Source organism: Streptomyces sp. NPDC057445 (assembly GCF_042802855.1).
GTDB lineage: Bacteria > Actinomycetota > Actinomycetes > Streptomycetales > Streptomycetaceae > Streptomyces.
In genome coordinates this window covers 246973-262283 of sequence record NZ_JBHVDH010000004.1, presented here as the reverse complement: position 1 = coordinate 262283, position 15311 = coordinate 246973, and the positions used below count along the sequence as shown (strand labels likewise).

Genomic DNA, 15311 nt, shown 5'->3' with positions numbered 1-15311 from the left:
GGTCACTGGTCCTCCTCCGTGGCCGGCGGTGCGGTCCGCGAGGTCCCGGTCCGCGCGGTGCCGGTCCGCGTGCTCTCCCCGGTCTCGGTCGACCCGGCGGTCTGGGCGCCGAGGTAGCCACACGCCACTGCCCTGCGCAGGGCCTCCGTCCGCGCGCCGGGAGCGTCCAGCGGGCCGTCGACCAGGCCCGCGAAACCGATCGCGATGCGCTCGCCACCGATCGGCACCAGTCCGACCTCGGCCTCTCCGCCCGGGTCGAAGCGTACGGACGAGCCGGCGGGGACGCTGAGCCGCATGCCGTAGGCCGCCGCCCGGTCGAAGTCGAGGCGGGGATTGACCTCGAAGAAGTGGAAGTGGGAGGTGACGCTGACGGGGACGACCGCGGTGTTGTGCACGGTCAGCCGGATCGCGGGCTCCGCCTCCGGGTCCGCGGGCACCGGCAGCACGGCGCCGGGCGCTTCGTCGCCGAGGCCGCCGCCACCGATGGGGTCGGAGACGACCGCAAGGCGGGATCCGTCGTCGAAGACGGCCTCGACGTGGACTTCCGTGACGACGTCGGCGACGCCGGGGAGAACGTCGTCGGGGCCGAGGACGGCGCGGGCGGCCGCGATGGCCTCGGCGAGCCGGCGACCGTCACGGGCCGCCTCGCACACGGTGTCGGCGATCAGCGCGGTCGCCTCCGGGACATTGAGTCTGAGCCCTCGGGCACGCCGCGCCCGGGCCAGTTCTGCGGCGCCGAACAGCAGCAGCCGGTCACGCTCGGTCGGGGTCAGTCGCACGTGCCCACGCCTCCCTGTAGATACCCCACACCGGAATCCCCACGTCCGATTCCGGATGATTGAACGACACTCTAACCCTCGCTTTCCCTTATCGAAAGCATTGACGGCAGCTCATGACTCGGCTCATATAGAGCAACACTCAAACACTCGCCGGCGTAGCAGGGAGAGCCCGATGCCGATCGAACAGCGTGGAGTCGACACCATCCCCGAGGTGGAACGGACCAGTGGTCCCCGCGATCTCGTGGCGATCCTGCTCGGCTCCAACCTCTGCCTCGGCGTGATCGTCTTCGGCTGGCTTCCGGTCTCCTTCGGTCTCGGCCTGTGGGGCGCGGTGACCTCGGTGGTCGCGGGTACCGTCGCCGGTGTGGTCGTGACGGCGCCGCTCGCGCTCGTGTCCCTGCGCACGGCGACCAACCTCTCCACGTCCAGCGGCGCGTTCTTCGGCGTGCGCGGACGGCTCATCGGTTCGGTCGTCGGCCTCCTGCTGTCGCTCGGCTACACGGCGCTGACCTTGTGGACAGGCGGCGACGTCATGGTCGGCACCCTCGCCCGGATCGCCGGGCTGCCGGCCGGCGACGTGACCCACTCACTGGTCTACGCCGTGCTCGCCGTGCTCACCGTGATCGCCGCCGTGTTCGGCTACCGGCTGCTGCTGCGGATGAGCAAGATCCTCACTTTCGGCATGATCCTGCTGCTCGCCGTCGGACTCGCCGCATACGCCCCCGACCTGACCGTCACGGCGCCGCCCGGAACTCCATATCTGCTGGGCTCCTTCTGGCCGACCTGGGCGCTCTCGGCGGTGGCCGCGGGGCTCAGCGGCCCGATCGCCTTCATCACCCTGCTCGGCGACTACACCCGCTACATCTCCCCACGGCGGCACGCGCCCCGCACGGTACTCAGGGCAACATGTCTTGGCCTGTTCGCCGGTCTCCTGGTCCCCCAGCTGTTCGGCACCTTCACCGCGCTCGCGGCCCGCGCCTCGCTCGACTACGCGGATCCGCTGGTCGCTGCGGCACCCGCCTGGTATCTGATCCCGTTGCTGCTCGCCGCCGCGGCCGGCTCCGTCGGAAACGCCGGTCTGATGCTCTACTCGATGGGCCTCGACCTGGACGCGATCGTCCCGAGGGCGAGTCGCACGATGGCCACCGTGATCGTCGCGGTCGTCGCCACCGCGTTCGTCTTCCTGGGCCACTTCGCCTGGAGCGCCCGGTCGGCGATGACCTCGTTCGTGCTCGTCCTCACCGCGATAGGCACGCCCTGGGCCGTGATCACCCTGATCGGGCATCTGCGCTGCCGCGGGGCGTACGACGCCGACGCGCTCCAGGTCTACAACCGGCGCGCCCGGGGCGGCGTCTACTGGTTCCGGGCGGGCTGGGAGCCGCGGGCGACTGCCGCCTGGGTGGCCGGCGCGGCGGTGGGTCTGTTCTCGGTCTCGACGCCGTTCTACGAGGGGCCCCTGCTCACGTTGACCGGCGGTGTGGACTGCAGCTTCGTGCTCTCCGGCGTGGTGGGAGGCGTGGTCTACGCGGGGCTGCTCCTACGACCTGGGGGAGCACCCGTCACCGAACCGGCCAGTAAGATCATGGCCGCCGTGGACTGACGGCAGTCGGGGGAGCACATCGGGGAGGAATCATGGAAGAGGCGGCGCTCGTCCTGGGCAAGGTCGTCCGAGGGCTCACGAGCCTGATCTACGTTTTCGGCGACGTCCTGGTCGGTTTCGGGCCGGACGGCTCGTCCAAGGTCGCCGAGCGCAAGCGCCGGCGGGGACGCTGACCGTACGGCACTACGGCGAAGGCCCCCGCCTGCGTGTAGCGCGCGGGGGCCTTCACCGTATGGCGGCAGGGACCAGGGACCTAGGCGAGTTCGTGCACCCAGCCGTGGACGTCCTCGGCCTTGCCGGTCTGGATGTCCAGCAGCGCCTTGCGCAGCTCCATCGTGACCTTGCCGGGCTCGCCGTCGCCCTGCGTCCACTCGGCACTCGCGGACTTCACCTGGCCGATCGGGGTGATGACGGCGGCGGTGCCGCAGGCGAAGACCTCGTGGAGCGTGCCGTTCTCGGTGTCGCGCTTCCAGTCCTCGATGGAGATCCGGCCTTCCTCGGCCTCGTAGCCGAGATCACGGGCGAGCTTGAGCAGCGAATCACGGGTGATACCCGCGAGCAGCGAGCCGGTGAGCTCGGGCGTGATGATCTTGTTGCCGTACACGAAGTAGAGGTTCATGCCGCCCAGCTCCTCGACCCACTTGTGCTCCACGGCGTCGAGGTAGGCGACCTGGGCGCACCCCTGCTCGGCCGCTTCGGCCTGGGCGAGCAGGGACGCGGCGTAGTTGCCGCCGGTCTTGGCGAAGCCGATGCCGCCGGGGACGGCGCGGACGTAGTCCTCGGAGAGCCAGATCGAGACGGGCTTCACGCCGCCCGGGAAGTAGGGCCCGGCGGGAGACGCGATGACGATGAAGAGGTACTCGTTGGCCGGCTTCACACCGAGACCGACCTCGGTCGCGATCATGAACGGGCGCAGATAGAGCGAGGCCTCGCCGCCGTGCGCCGGGACCCAGTCCTTGTCCTGCTGGACCAGGGCGTCACAGGCCGCGATGAAGGTCTCGACGGGCAGCTCCGGCATGGCCAGGCGCCGGGCGGAGATCTGGAAGCGCTTGGCGTTGGCGTCGGGACGGAAGGTCGCGACCGAGCCGTCGGGCCTGCGGTAGGCCTTCAGCCCCTCGAAGATCTCCTGCGCGTAGTGCAGGGTCATGTTCGCCGGGTCGATGGACAGCGGCGCGTAGGGCGTGAGCTGGGCGTCGTGCCAGCCGCGGCCCTCCGTCCACTTGATCGTCACCATGTGGTCGGTGAAGTGGCGGCCGAATCCGGGGTTGGCCAGGATCGCCTCGCGCTCCGCGGCGGACAGGGGGTTCGAGGAGGGCTTGAGCTCGATCGTGGTCGTCGTCATGTCTGCGTGTCCTTCACCGTGTGTGTGTGACGGACCGCTTTCACGTCTGCTGCCGGAACGCCGGTACGTCAGTACTTCTGTACGTCGGTACCAGGACGTCCGGGCTTCCCCGCAAGGCGCGGCCCCACGCTCGATTATCGCAGTGCGTGGGACCGGAGCAGAAACAGCGTGATTGCGGCCCGTGGGTCGATGGTGGCACCCGGAGGCCGCATAGGAGAAGCCGCCGGGTTGGTGGGCCCGGCGGCTTCGAGGTTTCGAGAGTCGACGGGTCAGCCCGCTACTCGTACGGCGAGCGCGTCGCCGATCTCGTCGGTGGTACGGGCGGTGCCGTCCCGCTCCGCCAGGTCGGCGGCGACGGCGTCCTCGATCCGCGCGGCCTCTGTCTCGTGGCCGAGGTGACGCAGGAGGAGGGCGACGGACAGGATCGTGGCCGTCGGGTCGGCCTTGCCCTGGCCCGCGATGTCGGGCGCGGACCCGTGGACGGGCTCGAACATGGACGGGAAGTCCCCCGTGGGGTTGATGTTGCCGGAAGCGGCCAGGCCGATGCCGCCGGTCACGGCAGCGGCGAGGTCGGTGAGGATGTCGCCGAAGAGGTTGTCGGTGACGATCACGTCGAAGCGTTCCGGCTGGGTGACGAAGAAGATCGTCGCGGCGTCGACGTGCAGATAGTCGGTGGTGACCTCGGGGTACTCCTGGCCGACCCTGTCGAAGATGCCCTTCCAGAGGTGGCCCGCGTAGACGAGGACGTTGTTCTTGTGCACCAGCGTCAGCTTCTTGCGGGGGCGGGAGTTGGCCCGCTCGTAGGCGTCGCGGACGACGCGCTCGACGCCGTACGCCGTGTTGACGCTGACCTCGGTCGCGACCTCGGCGGGCGTACCGGTGCGCAGCGAGCCGCCGTTGCCGGTGTAGGGGCCTTCGGTGCCTTCGCGGACGACGACGAAGTCGATGTCCGGGCGGCCGGCGAGCGGGGTCGCGGTGTTCGGGAAGAGCTTCGACGGACGCAGGTTGACGTAGTGGTCGAAGGCGAAGCGGAGCTTGAGCAGCAGCCCCCGTTCCAGAACGCCGGACGGCACGGACGGGTCGCCGATCGCGCCGAGCAGGATCGCGTCGTGGTTCTTGAGGGAGTCGAGTTCCGCGTCCGGAAGGGTCTCGCCGGTGCGGTGCCAGCGCTTGGCGCCGAGGTCGTACTCCTTGGTCTCCAGCTTCACATCCTCAGGGAGGACGGCCGAGAGGACCTTGAGGCCCTGGGCCACGACCTCCTGACCGATGCCGTCACCGGGGATCACTGCGAGATTGATGCTGCGAGACATACCGGAAACCGTACTCCGCGTCCCAGCGCCTGACACGCACCGTCCACCATGCGGACGAGCTTGCGAAGGCCCGCACGCGATTTCGTCGCACTTCGTTCACCCGGCGTCCGGTCGACGGTCGTAAGTTACTGGCAAGTTACCCCGCATGACCGAAGACACCCCACGGGTCGGGATCCCCGACCGGCTTGCACGCGGCATGAGCATGCCCGAGCAGCACGAGTATCTGCGCGCACGGCATGCCCGCCCCAAGGTCTCCCGGCGTGGCGCGCTGACCGGCGGCCTCGCGGGCGGTCTCGCCGCTGCCGGCGGCGGGCTGCTCGCCGGCCGTGCGGGCGCCGCCACCACTGCTCCCACGCTGGTCACCACGGCCGCCGCGGCGAAGGTCGACGGTTCGCTCGTCGCCCCGTTCGGACGTCATCTGGCCTTCGGAGCCGACCCGAAGACCCAGATGCGGATCTCCTGGCAGGTGCCGTTCGCGGTGCGCCGGCCGTATCTGCGGGTGGGACTGAAGCCGTGGGACCTCAGCCGGAAGATCCAGGCCGAGGTGCGTCCGCTGCACACGCCGTCGCTGTCGCGGAAGCTTCCCGCGGTGGACCAGTACTACCTGCACGTGGGTCTGGACGGGCTGAAGCCGGGCACGACGTACTACTACGGCGTGGGCCACGACGGCTTCGACCCCGCCGACGCCTCCCGTATGTCGACGATCGGTTCGTTCCGTACGGCACCGGCGACGCCGGAGAAGTTCGTCTTCACCGCCTTCGGCGACCAGGGTGTGAGCTATGACGCGCTCGCCAACGACCAGTTGATCCTCGGTCAGAACCCGTCCTTCCACCTGCACGCGGGCGACATCTGCTACGCCGACAGCAGCGGACAGGGCAAGGAGTCGGACACGTACGACGCGCGCGTGTGGGACCAGTTCCTGGCGCAGACGGAGAGCGTCGCCTCACGGGTGCCGTGGATGGTCACCACCGGCAACCACGACATGGAGGCCTGGTACTCCCCGAACGGCTACGGCGGCCAGTCCGCGCGCTGGTCCCTTCCCGGGAACGGGCCCGACGCGAGGAACGCTCCCGGGATCTACTCGTTCGTGTACGGCAATGTGGGTGTCGTCGCGCTGGACGCGAACGACGTCTCGTACGAGATCCCCGCCAACAAGGGCTACACGGACGGCGCGCAGACGGCGTGGCTGGACAAGCGGCTCGGCGAACTGCGGGCGCGACCGGAGATCGACTTCGTGGTCGTCTTCTTCCACCACTGCATGTACTCGACATCGACCCACGCGTCGGACGGCGGTCCGCGCGACGCGTGGCTGCCTCTGTTCACCAAGCACCAGGTGGATCTGGTGATCAACGGGCACAACCACGTCTACGAGCGCACGGACGCGATCAAGGGCGGCGAGGTCGGCAAGCCCGTGCCCGTGGGGGCGACGACCGACCCGACGCGCGACGGCATCGTGTATGTCACTGCGGGCGGTGCGGGTGCCGATCTGTACGGCTTCGGACCCGGGGTGAAGGACAGCTACGAGGGCAACGTCCATGACCACGACCACATCGTGACGTTCCACTGGACGAAGCTGCGGCTGCCCGACCCGGACGCGGTCGAATGGTCACGCGTCCGGTACACCGGTTTCTCCTTCCTCGCTGTGGAGGCGGAGACCGGCACGGCTCCGAGGCTCAAGGTCTCCGCGCTCGCCGAGAGCGGCGAGCGCATCGACTACTTCGAGGTCAAACGCTCTGCCTAGTGGCCCGTCTCGCCGCCGTTGTCCCTGCGGTCGAGGGCTCGCTGCAGGGCGGCGGCGGCGTTCTTTCGGTCGGACTCGCTACCGCGGGGCGTGTGGCGGACGCGGCGGCGGAGGATCGTCTCGGACATGATGGTCGACTCCTTGAGATGAGGTGCCACGCGGCGCGGCCGCATGACGTATCTGCGAGGGGCCGGAAGGGGCGGGGAGCGGGCCGCAGGGGTTGCCTGCCTGGAGGCACCGGCTCACGACCGCCATTCGCTGGATCTAGCGAGACGTTCGGCTTCTACAAACGTAAGGGAGCCGGGCCGCTCTGTCTCTACAATTAGTCGGACTTCCTACTATCTGAGACGCGATCTTGAAGCGGTGCTGGTGAGAGAGTTCCGGGCTCTCCTGGGAACGTGCACGGCGAGCGCCCGTGGCGAGGGGACCGAGAGGACCGGGTCGTAAGGAAAGGTCCCTCAGAGCAGATCCCCGTCGCGCCAGTCGAAGAGCAGCGCGCCCGCGCCGTGGTCGGGGAGCTCACGGCCGGCGGCCGGGCGGAGGTATGTGGAATCCTCCTCGCCCGGGAGGCGAACGGGACCCGCAGGGCCGAGCGCCTCGATCCTGCCTTCCCACAGCCGCCAGCCGCGGGAGCGGTACAGCCCGGCTCCCTCGTCGGACGCGGACAGCGTGCCGAAGTCGTACGCCTGGTCGATCACCGTCTCCAGCGCCAGCATCACCCGGCCGCCCAGGCCCTCGCGCCTGCGGTCGGCGCGGACCGCGACCGCTTCGACATGGCCGACGCGGTACGAGCGGCCCGCGTGCAGCACACGGCGCATGATCACACTGCCGTGGGCGGCCGGGCCGCGCCGGTCGCGGACGAATGCATGGATGCCGCCGAGTCCGTGGGTCCAGTCCTCGTCACTGAAGTCACCGCAGAAGGCGGCGTCGAGCATGTTCCTGATGTCGGCGAGCCCGGCCTCGGACAGCTGGTGGGTGTGCGCCGTGCGCAGCAACTCCCTCATCCGCCCACTCTCGCAGGGCCGCCCGCCCGGACGGCACGCGAGCGGGCGGCCCTGACGCGAAACCGCCGTGGAAGGTGAGCCGGGACCATGAACCGCCTTCGCGCTCCCAAGCCACGTGGCGTCGTCCGCGGAACGCGCGGAACGGCGCCGGCCGCCGGCCACCGCCGCGCCGGGCGCGTCAGAGGCGCCCACCGCTGAGGCGGGACAGCGGGCCGCGCTGCTGAAGGCCGGCGCGGCGGCCGAGGGTGTAGGAACCGGCCACCGCAGTGGCGACCCCCACTCCGGCGCCCGCGACAACGGCCTTGCGGGCCTTGACCATCGTCCACACGACGGTTGCCGCCCCAACGGCCTGGCCGGCGGCCGAGGTGGCCGTCCGCTGGACCGCCCGCGCCGCGGACATGGCCTTTTCGGCGGTAGCGCTGCCGACGTCGCGGGCGGACTCGGCAGTGTCGCGGGCCGAGTCCCGCGCGGTCGTCGCGGCACCCCCGGCGGCCTTCTTCGCGGCGCCCTGAGCGCTCTGGGTCTGCTTCTTGGCTGTCGTACGTGCCTGGCTGGTGTTCTTCGTGGTCTCCGTCATGCTGCCCGGGTAACCGCCCTCCGCCGCGGCAAACTGACTCGCCCTCAATCCGCGCCAACCGTCAAACCCACATTGAAGAGTCAGGTCGGTCATGGGGCCGGGTCCAGCTGCTCACGGTCGGGGCGCGTACGAGCCTCTCTCCTGACGTCCGAGCAGGACGCTCACGCCGCGCTGACGCCGTTCGGCCGGTTCATCGCCGCGGAACACGGTGGTGCCCCCGGCCGCGCGGCCAGGAGCACCCTGTGTTCCTACGCCGCCAGGGCCTCTCGTTCGGATCTTGCCGGGCTCGCGTGCCCTGGCGCACCGATCCGGCCTGATCCGAACGAAAGACCCTAAGCGGTGGCCTTCTCGAGCTGCCCGGCCAGTCGTCCCACCCACTCGGTGAACTCCTCGCGGCGGTGCGCCTCGCCCCCGCACAACGCCGCGACCTGCGGGTCCGTGATCCGGTTCGGGCCGCTCTCGGTCAGCAGGCGGTGCATCTCCTTCATCACGGAGGCCAGCCGCCGCGCATCGGTGTGCTCGATCGAGTCGACCCCGTGGCCGGGGCCGAGAGTCGTGGAACCAGGCATGTTGCTCCTCCTCGGCGCGGGCCCCCCTTCCCCAGCAGCGTATGCCTGGGCGGCCGCGCCCGCCGAACGTGAGCCGCCCCCGGCCGGAATTGGGGGTACCGGCGGGGGGCGGGGTTCACGGGACGGGCCGCTCGGGCCCGCTGCGGGCGTCAGCCCATGTGCGGGTAGCCGTAGTCCGTCGGCGGGACCAGCGTCTCCTTGATCGCGCGGGTCAGCGTCCAGCGCATCAGGTTCTGCGGGGCGCCGGCCTTGTCGTTCGTACCGGAGGCGCGCCCGCCGCCGAACGGCTGCTGGCCGACGACGGCACCGGTCGACTTGTCGTTGATGTAGAAGTTGCCCGCGGCGTAGCGGAGCTTCTCCATCGCGTCGGCCGCTGCCGCACGGTCACCGGCGATGATCGAGCCGGTCAGCGCGTACGCGGACACCGACTCCATCTGCGCCAGCATCTCGTCGTACCGGTCGTCCTCGTAGACGTGGACGGCGAGGATCGGGCCGAAGTACTCGGTCGTGAAGACCTCGTTCTCCGGGTCGGTGCACTCGATGACGGTGGGCCGGACGAAATAGCCGACCGAGTCGTCGTACGTACCGCCCGCGACGATCGTGCAGGTCGGGTCCTCCTTCGCACGGTCGATCGCGGCCTTGTTCTTGGCGAAGGCACGCTCGTCGATGACCGCACCGATGAAGTTCGTCAGGTCGGTGACGTCACCCATCCTGATGCCGTCGACCTCGGCGGCGAACTCCTCCTTGAGCCCCGAGTTCCAGATGGAGGCCGGGATGTAGGCACGCGAGGACGCGGAGCACTTCTGGCCCTGGAACTCGAAGGAGCCACGGGTGAGCGCGGTCTTCAGGATCGCGCGGTCGGCGCTCGGGTGGGCGACGACGAAGTCCTTGCCGCCCGTCTCACCGACGATGCGCGGGTAGGAGCGGTACTTCTCGATGTTGTTGCCGACCGTCTTCCACAGGTGCTGGAAGGTCTTGGTCGAGCCGGTGAAGTGGATACCGGCCAGGTCGGGGTGGTTCAGCGCGACCTCGGAGACGGCGATGCCGTCACCGGTCACCAGGTTGATCACGCCCTTGGGCAGACCGGCCTCCTCCAGCAGCTGCATGAGCAGGACGGCGGCGTGGGTCTGCGTGGGGGACGGCTTCCAGACCACCACGTTGCCCATGAGGGCGGGGGCGGTCGGCAGGTTGCCGGCGATCGCGGTGAAGTTGAACGGCGTGATCGCGTAGACGAAGCCCTCCAGCGGACGGTGGTCCAGCCGGTTCCACACACCCGGGGAGTTGGCCGGCGGCTGCTCGGCCAGGATCTGGCGGGCATAGGCGACATTGAAGCGCCAGAAGTCGACGAGCTCGCACGGGGTGTCGATCTCGGCCTGCTGCGCGCTCTTCGACTGGCCCAGCATGGTCGAGGCGGCCAGCGTCTCGCGCCAGGGGCCGGCCAGCAGCTCGGCGGCGCGCAGGATGATCGCGGCGCGGTCGTCGAAGGACATCGCGCGCCAGGCCGGGGCGGCGGCGAGCGCGGCGTCGATCGCGTCCTGCGCGTCCTGCTGGGTGGCACCGGCGAAGGTGCCGATGACGGCCCGGTGGTTGTGCGGCTGTACGACGTCGACGCGCTCGCCGCCGCCCATGCGCTTCACACCGTTGATGGTCATCGGGAGGTCGACGGGGTTCTCGGCCAGCTCCTTGAGCTTGGCCTCGAGGCGGGCGCGCTCGGCCGAACCGGGGGCGTAGCCCTGCACCGGCTCGTTGACGGGCGTGGGGACCTGGGTCACAGCGTCCATGAGTTCCTTTGACTCCTTTTGAGAGGGGTGGGAGGGCTCAGTCCTGGGGCCCTGGGGTCAGTTCTTGGTGATCATCGAACGTACGAAGAACAGCAGGTTGGCCGGCTTCTCCGCGAGCCGGCGCATGAAGTAGCCGTACCAGTCGGTGCCGTACGCCGTGTAGACGCGCATCCGGTGGCCCTCCGCCGCCAGCCGGAGGTGCTCGTCGCTGCGGATGCCGTACAGCATCTGGAACTCGTACTCGTCCATCTTGCGCCCGGCGCGGCGCGCGAGCTCCTGTGCGACGGCGATGAGCCGCGGATCGTGGGACCCGATCATCGGGTACCCCGCACCCTCCATCAGGATCTTCAGGATGCGGACGTACGCCTTGTCGGTCTCGGTCTTGTCCTGGTACGCGACGGAGGCGGGCTCCTTGTAGGCGCCCTTCACGATGCGGACGCGGCTGCCGCTCGCGGCGAGGCGGCGGGCGTCGTCCTCGGTGCGGAACAGATACGCCTGGATCACACAGCCGGTCCGGGGGAAGTCCTTCCGCAGTTCCTCGTGGATGGCGAACATCGAGTCGAGGGTGGTGTGGTCCTCCGCGTCCAGGGTGACCGTGGTGCCGATGGCGGCGGCGGCCTCGACGACACGGCGGACGTTCGCGAGCGCCAGCTCGTGGCCGCCCTCGAGGGACTGGCCGAACATCGACAGCTTGACCGACATCTCGGCCCTGTCCCCGAGACCGAGGTCCTCGAGCCGTGCGATCAGCTCCAGATAGGCGTCGCGGGCGGCCGTCGCCTGCTCGCGGGTGGTGATGTCCTCACCCACGACGTCGAGGGTGACCTCGAGCCCCTTGCCGGTCAGATCCGCGACGATCGGGATGACCTGCTCGACCGTCTCCCCGGGGATGAACCGGTCGACCACCGGCTTGGTCACCGGCGCGGCCGACACAAGACGGCGCATCTTGTCGCTGCGCGACGCGGCGAGGATCACGGGACCCAGCACGGGGCACCTCCACGGAACAAGGGGTTGAAGGAGGCCGGAACCGGGCGGCCCGGGTACGGCACGGAGAACCACCCCGAACCTAAATATCGCTCCGATGCTGGGCCATCGACAGCTGTCACGCATCCGGACTCCGCTCTTCATACATATGTCTGAAGAGAGGGCCTTCCGATGCGAGAATGTCCGGGTGAAGGGCGATTACCAAGAGCTGGTGGACGAGATCTCCGGGCTGCTGGGCGCCCCCGCCACGCTGGAGAACCGGGACTTCGGGCTGATCGCCTTCGGCGCGCACGACAGCGACGACGACAGCGCGATGGACCCCGTGCGTACGCGCTCCATCCTGACCAGGAAGTCCACACCGGCGGTGCGCGCCTGGTTCGAGGGCTTCGGCATCGCCCGCGCCACGGGTCCGGTGCGGATCCCGGCGGCCCCGGAGGCCGGGGTCTTCCGCCACCGGATCTGTCTGCCGGTCCGCCATCACGGGGTGGTTCTCGGCTACGTCTGGCTCCTCGACGCCGAACCGGGCCCCACGCATGACCGGCTGGCCGCGGCCATGGAGGTGACCGAGCGGATCGGCGGACTGCTCGCGGACGAGGAGCGGGCGGGGTCGGATCTGTCGCGGGAGTTCCACGCGGTGCTCACGGCGGAACGGGGCTGGCAGTACGACATGGCGCTCGCGGCCCTGCGCACGGCTCTGGGCCCGGCCGCGGACGGTCTTCACGCGGTGGTGTGCGTGGCCCCGTGGCCGTCCGCCGAGGCCCCTTCCCCGCATACGGTCCCGGGAACGTCCGCGCTGTGCACGGTCCCGTGGAGCGGACCCGAAGCGAGTCGAACGCCCCGGGACGGCACGCCGGGCGCGGGGACGCTCGCACTCGCCGCGCTCGTACGGCTCCGCTCGTCCGACGCCCTCGGCCCCGCACACTCCGCGGCGGCACGACTCGGCGGCACGGCGGGTGTGGCGCTGCCCCGCCGCGGCATCGCCGAGCTCAACACCTCCTGGCGGGAGGCAGCCTCCGCCGCCCGTGCCGCAGTCGCGTCGCCCGGGCTCGGCCCGGTTGCCGACTGGTCCTCGATCGGCCCCTACCGACTGCTGACGGCGCTTGCCCAGTCCCCGTCCCCGGACCCGGCCGCAGCTCCCCTGCTGGCCCCCGCGCATACCGAACTGGCCCGTACGGCAGAGGTGTTCCTGGACTGCGCCGGCCAGGCGGGCCGTGCGGCCTCGGCCCTCGGCATCCACCGGCAGACGCTCTACTACCGCCTGTCGCGGGTCGAGCAGCTGACCGGACTCGATCTGGACGACGGTGAGGACCGTCTGCTGCTCCACATGGCCCTCAAGGCGGCGCGGCTGTAAGAGGCTGTGGCGGGTCTATGACGTCTCGGTGGCGGCCTGGACGACGCGTCGCAGCCCCTCGGTCAGCTCGTCGGCCCGCGTCGCCGTCCCGGGATCGAAACTCCACTGGGCGATGAGACCCATCATCAGGGTCATGTAGAACTTGCCGACCGTGTCGATGTCCTCGTCACTGACCTCGCTCTCCTCGCCGCCCATGAGCCCCGGGATGAGACCCCGCGCCCCCTCGCGCTGGGCCTTGGCCAAATGGTCGCGCAGCTCGGGCATTTGATCGCCCAGAACCACGATCTCCATGCTGAGCCGCCACAGCGAGTCGGGCCCCTGCATGGTGCCGATGACGTTTCCCCAGATCTCCTGGAACCGCTCCAGCGATCCGGGCCGCGACGTGGGGGCGGCCGGCTCCGTGACGGTGAAGTCGTCACCGATCTCCTCGACAAGCGCGACATAGGCCTGAGCGAGCAGCGCGTCCTTCGAACCGTAGTGGTAGCCGATGGACGCCAGGTTCGTTCCCGATTCCTTGACGATGTCGCGCGCCGTGGTGCGCGCGAAGCCCTTGTGGAGCAGGCAGCGCTTCGCGCCTTCGAGCAGATCCTCGCGATGTCCCATGGCGGCAGCGTACCCCGGGCCATACAACCGTCCTATACCGGCGTTTTACACAGTCGTACTAGACGCACGTTTAATACGCCCGTACATTGCTCTGCATGACGAACGCTTCCGCACGTCGCGCAGGCCGTAAGGAATGGACCGCCTTTGCCGTCCTCCTCCTGCCGCTCCTCCTGGTCTCGATGGACGTATCCGTCCTCTACTTCGCGATCCCGGCCATCAGCCGGGAGCTCGGCCCGAGCAGCACCCAGCAGCTGTGGATCTTCGACATCTACGCCTTCGCCCTGGCCGGTCTGCTGATCACCATGGGTTCGCTCGGCGACCGCATCGGCCGGCGCAGGCTGCTCCTGCTGGGCGCCGCCGCGTTCGGAATCGCCTCCGTCGGAGCGGCGTACGCGCAGAGCGCCGAAATGCTCATCGCCGCACGGGCGTTGCTGGGCATCGGCGGGGCCACCCTGATGCCCTCGACCGTGGCGCTGGTACGCAACATGTTCCACGACGACCAACAGCGCAGCCAGGCGATCGGCATCTGGTCAGGCGCGATGGCGGGCGGCATCGCACTCGGCTCCGTGATGGGCGGCTTCCTGCTGAACCACTTCTGGTGGGGCTCGGTGTTCCTGGTCAACGTGCCCGCGATGCTGCTCCTGCTGGTGCTGGCGCCCACGCTGGTACCGGAGTTCAGGGACCCGGCGCCCGGCCGCTTCGACCTGCTGAGCGTCCCGCTGTCGATGGGCGCGGCCCTGCCCGTCGTCTACGGGCTCAAGGAGATCGCGGCCGAGGGGTACAGCCCGGCCAGGGCCCTGTGCGTCACCGGCGGCCTGGCCGTCGGCTTCCTCTTCGTACGGCGTCAGCGCAGCCGGGACGACGCCATGATCAGCCGGGACCTGTTCAGCGGCCGCGGCTTCGGTGCCGGGGTCGCACTCAACACTGTGGCCGCCTTCACCATGATGGGCTCCGCCTACTTCACCACCCAGTACCTTCAGTCGGTGCTCGGCATGGGCACCATGGAGGCCGCCCTGTGGAGCCTCGCCCCCTCGCTCGCCGTCGGCGCCGCCGGACCGCTCGCCGGGGCGGTCGCCCAGAAGGTCGACCGCGCCTATGTGGTCTCGGCCGGATTCCTCGTCACTGCCGCCGGATTCGCGGTGCTGCTGCTCACGGACACCGACTCGCTGTGGATCCTGCTGACCGGCGCGGGCGTCATCGGCTGCGGCGTGGTCACCGTGATGGTGCTGGTCTCCGACCTGGCCATGGCCACGGCCCCGGCCGAGAAGGCCGGTTCTGCGGCCTCGCTCCTGGAGACGGGCCAGGAATTCGGCGGCGCGCTGGGCATGGCCGTCCTGGGCAGTCTCGGCACCGCGGTCTACCGCGACGACATCGCCGGCGCCGCGCCGACGGGGCTGCCGGCCGGGTCCCTGGAGACCGCGCGCGAATCACTCGGTGGCGCGACCGCCGTCGCCGGGCAGGTCCCAGGACGGCTGGGGGACGCCCTGCTGGAGGCCGCCCGTGAGGCCTTCGTCCACGGGATGCAGATCGCCTCGGCCGGCGGTGCGGCGCTGCTCGTCGGCGCCTCGCTGCTCGCCGCCGTGATCCTCCGCTCGGCGGGAACGGCCGAGGCGCCCCGAAAGGCGGACGAGGAAGCGGCCTCCGAGCCGGTCTCCGCTCACTGATCCGCCCCT

Annotated in this window: 15 protein-coding genes; 5 read left to right on the top strand and 10 right to left on the bottom strand. The window is 70.0% G+C overall.

Going from position 1 to position 15311, the window contains the following annotated elements; all coding sequences use genetic code 11:
- Window positions 1-2: 2 nt before the first annotated feature.
- On the bottom strand, window positions 3-779 hold the full coding sequence (gene ureA / locus ACFU5O_RS12395) for an urease subunit gamma (RefSeq protein ID WP_384239350.1): 777 nt from the start codon (window positions 777-779) through the stop codon (window positions 3-5).
- Between the two features lie 172 nt (window positions 780-951).
- Here ureA and ACFU5O_RS12390 point away from each other — a divergent pair, with 172 nt between their 5' ends.
- Both ACFU5O_RS12390 and ACFU5O_RS12385 read left to right on the top strand, forming a co-directional pair.
- Window positions 952-2379, top strand: a complete 1428-nt coding sequence (locus tag ACFU5O_RS12390) for a cytosine permease (protein ID WP_384239349.1) — start codon at window positions 952-954, stop codon at window positions 2377-2379.
- A 32-nt stretch (window positions 2380-2411) separates the two neighbouring features.
- Window positions 2412-2552: a hypothetical protein gene (locus ACFU5O_RS12385; protein WP_384239347.1), complete on the top strand. Its 141-nt coding sequence runs from the start codon at window positions 2412-2414 to the stop codon at window positions 2550-2552.
- Between the two features lie 80 nt (window positions 2553-2632).
- Here the strand turns inward: ACFU5O_RS12385 and ACFU5O_RS12380 are convergent, their stop codons facing one another.
- Both ACFU5O_RS12380 and ACFU5O_RS12375 read right to left on the bottom strand, forming a co-directional pair.
- Window positions 2633-3721: a branched-chain amino acid aminotransferase gene (locus ACFU5O_RS12380; protein WP_384239346.1), complete on the bottom strand. Its 1089-nt coding sequence runs from the start codon at window positions 3719-3721 to the stop codon at window positions 2633-2635.
- Between the two features lie 269 nt (window positions 3722-3990).
- A complete protein-coding gene (locus ACFU5O_RS12375; protein WP_384239344.1) occupies window positions 3991-5031 on the bottom strand; it encodes a 3-isopropylmalate dehydrogenase in 1041 nt (346 codons plus the stop codon).
- 145 nt (window positions 5032-5176) lie between these two features.
- Between ACFU5O_RS12375 and ACFU5O_RS12370 the strand changes: the two genes are divergently transcribed.
- A complete protein-coding gene (locus ACFU5O_RS12370; protein WP_384239342.1) occupies window positions 5177-6772 on the top strand; it encodes a purple acid phosphatase family protein in 1596 nt (531 codons plus the stop codon).
- On the opposite strand, the gene ACFU5O_RS12365 is transcribed toward ACFU5O_RS12370, so the two are convergent.
- The 6 genes from ACFU5O_RS12365 to ACFU5O_RS12340 all read right to left on the bottom strand — a co-directional run bounded on the left by ACFU5O_RS12365 (window position 6769) and on the right by ACFU5O_RS12340 (window position 11687).
- Window positions 6769-6900 (bottom strand): hypothetical protein, encoded by a 132-nt coding sequence (locus ACFU5O_RS12365; protein WP_384239340.1) that lies wholly within the window; start codon window positions 6898-6900, stop codon window positions 6769-6771. The two genes, ACFU5O_RS12370 and ACFU5O_RS12365, sit on opposite strands and share 4 nt — an antisense overlap.
- Window positions 6901-7230: 330 nt before the next feature.
- Window positions 7231-7776: an aminoglycoside 2'-N-acetyltransferase gene (locus tag ACFU5O_RS12360; RefSeq protein WP_384239338.1), complete on the bottom strand. Its 546-nt coding sequence runs from the start codon at window positions 7774-7776 to the stop codon at window positions 7231-7233.
- 178 nt (window positions 7777-7954) lie between these two features.
- Window positions 7955-8353 (bottom strand): hypothetical protein, encoded by a 399-nt coding sequence (locus ACFU5O_RS12355; RefSeq protein ID WP_384239336.1) that lies wholly within the window; start codon window positions 8351-8353, stop codon window positions 7955-7957.
- A gap of 332 nt (window positions 8354-8685) precedes the next feature.
- Window positions 8686-8922, bottom strand: a complete 237-nt coding sequence (locus ACFU5O_RS12350; RefSeq protein ID WP_384239334.1) for a hypothetical protein — start codon at window positions 8920-8922, stop codon at window positions 8686-8688.
- 149 nt (window positions 8923-9071) lie between these two features.
- Entirely contained in the window at window positions 9072-10703 is a 1632-nt protein-coding gene (pruA, locus tag ACFU5O_RS12345; protein WP_384239332.1) for an L-glutamate gamma-semialdehyde dehydrogenase, read from the bottom strand.
- A gap of 57 nt (window positions 10704-10760) precedes the next feature.
- The gene (locus ACFU5O_RS12340) at window positions 10761-11687 is read right to left on the bottom strand and encodes a proline dehydrogenase family protein (protein WP_384239330.1); all 927 of its coding nucleotides are present in this window, start codon (window positions 11685-11687) and stop codon (window positions 10761-10763) included.
- 184 nt (window positions 11688-11871) lie between these two features.
- Between ACFU5O_RS12340 and ACFU5O_RS12335 the strand changes: the two genes are divergently transcribed.
- A complete protein-coding gene (locus tag ACFU5O_RS12335; RefSeq protein ID WP_384239328.1) occupies window positions 11872-13035 on the top strand; it encodes a PucR family transcriptional regulator in 1164 nt (387 codons plus the stop codon).
- 15 nt (window positions 13036-13050) lie between these two features.
- Here ACFU5O_RS12335 and ACFU5O_RS12330 read toward each other — a convergent pair whose 3' ends face one another.
- Complete coding sequence (locus tag ACFU5O_RS12330; protein ID WP_384239326.1) at window positions 13051-13638, bottom strand: TetR/AcrR family transcriptional regulator; 588 nt, start codon at window positions 13636-13638, stop codon at window positions 13051-13053.
- Window positions 13639-13733: 95 nt separating this feature from the next.
- Here ACFU5O_RS12330 and ACFU5O_RS12325 point away from each other — a divergent pair, with 95 nt between their 5' ends.
- Window positions 13734-15302, top strand: a complete 1569-nt coding sequence (locus ACFU5O_RS12325; RefSeq protein WP_384239324.1) for an MFS transporter — start codon at window positions 13734-13736, stop codon at window positions 15300-15302.
- Window positions 15303-15311: the final 9 nt, after the last annotated feature.

Coding starts and splice junctions, on each gene's coding strand:
- ACFU5O_RS12325 (WP_384239324.1), top strand. CDS start 13,734: ATGACGAACGCTTCCGCACGTCGCGCAGGCCGTAAGGAATGGACCGCC.
- ACFU5O_RS12380 (WP_384239346.1), bottom strand. CDS start 3,721: ATGACGACGACCACGATCGAGCTCAAGCCCTCCTCGAACCCCCTGTCC.
- ACFU5O_RS12355 (WP_384239336.1), bottom strand. CDS start 8,353: ATGACGGAGACCACGAAGAACACCAGCCAGGCACGTACGACAGCCAAG.
- pruA (WP_384239332.1), bottom strand. CDS start 10,703: ATGGACGCTGTGACCCAGGTCCCCACGCCCGTCAACGAGCCGGTGCAG.
- ACFU5O_RS12390 (WP_384239349.1), top strand. CDS start 952: ATGCCGATCGAACAGCGTGGAGTCGACACCATCCCCGAGGTGGAACGG.
- ACFU5O_RS12360 (WP_384239338.1), bottom strand. CDS start 7,776: ATGAGGGAGTTGCTGCGCACGGCGCACACCCACCAGCTGTCCGAGGCC.
- ACFU5O_RS12365 (WP_384239340.1), bottom strand. CDS start 6,900: ATGTCCGAGACGATCCTCCGCCGCCGCGTCCGCCACACGCCCCGCGGT.
- ACFU5O_RS12350 (WP_384239334.1), bottom strand. CDS start 8,922: ATGCCTGGTTCCACGACTCTCGGCCCCGGCCACGGGGTCGACTCGATC.
- ACFU5O_RS12330 (WP_384239326.1), bottom strand. CDS start 13,638: ATGGGACATCGCGAGGATCTGCTCGAAGGCGCGAAGCGCTGCCTGCTC.
- ACFU5O_RS12385 (WP_384239347.1), top strand. CDS start 2,412: ATGGAAGAGGCGGCGCTCGTCCTGGGCAAGGTCGTCCGAGGGCTCACG.
- ACFU5O_RS12370 (WP_384239342.1), top strand. CDS start 5,177: ATGACCGAAGACACCCCACGGGTCGGGATCCCCGACCGGCTTGCACGC.
- ACFU5O_RS12375 (WP_384239344.1), bottom strand. CDS start 5,031: ATGTCTCGCAGCATCAATCTCGCAGTGATCCCCGGTGACGGCATCGGT.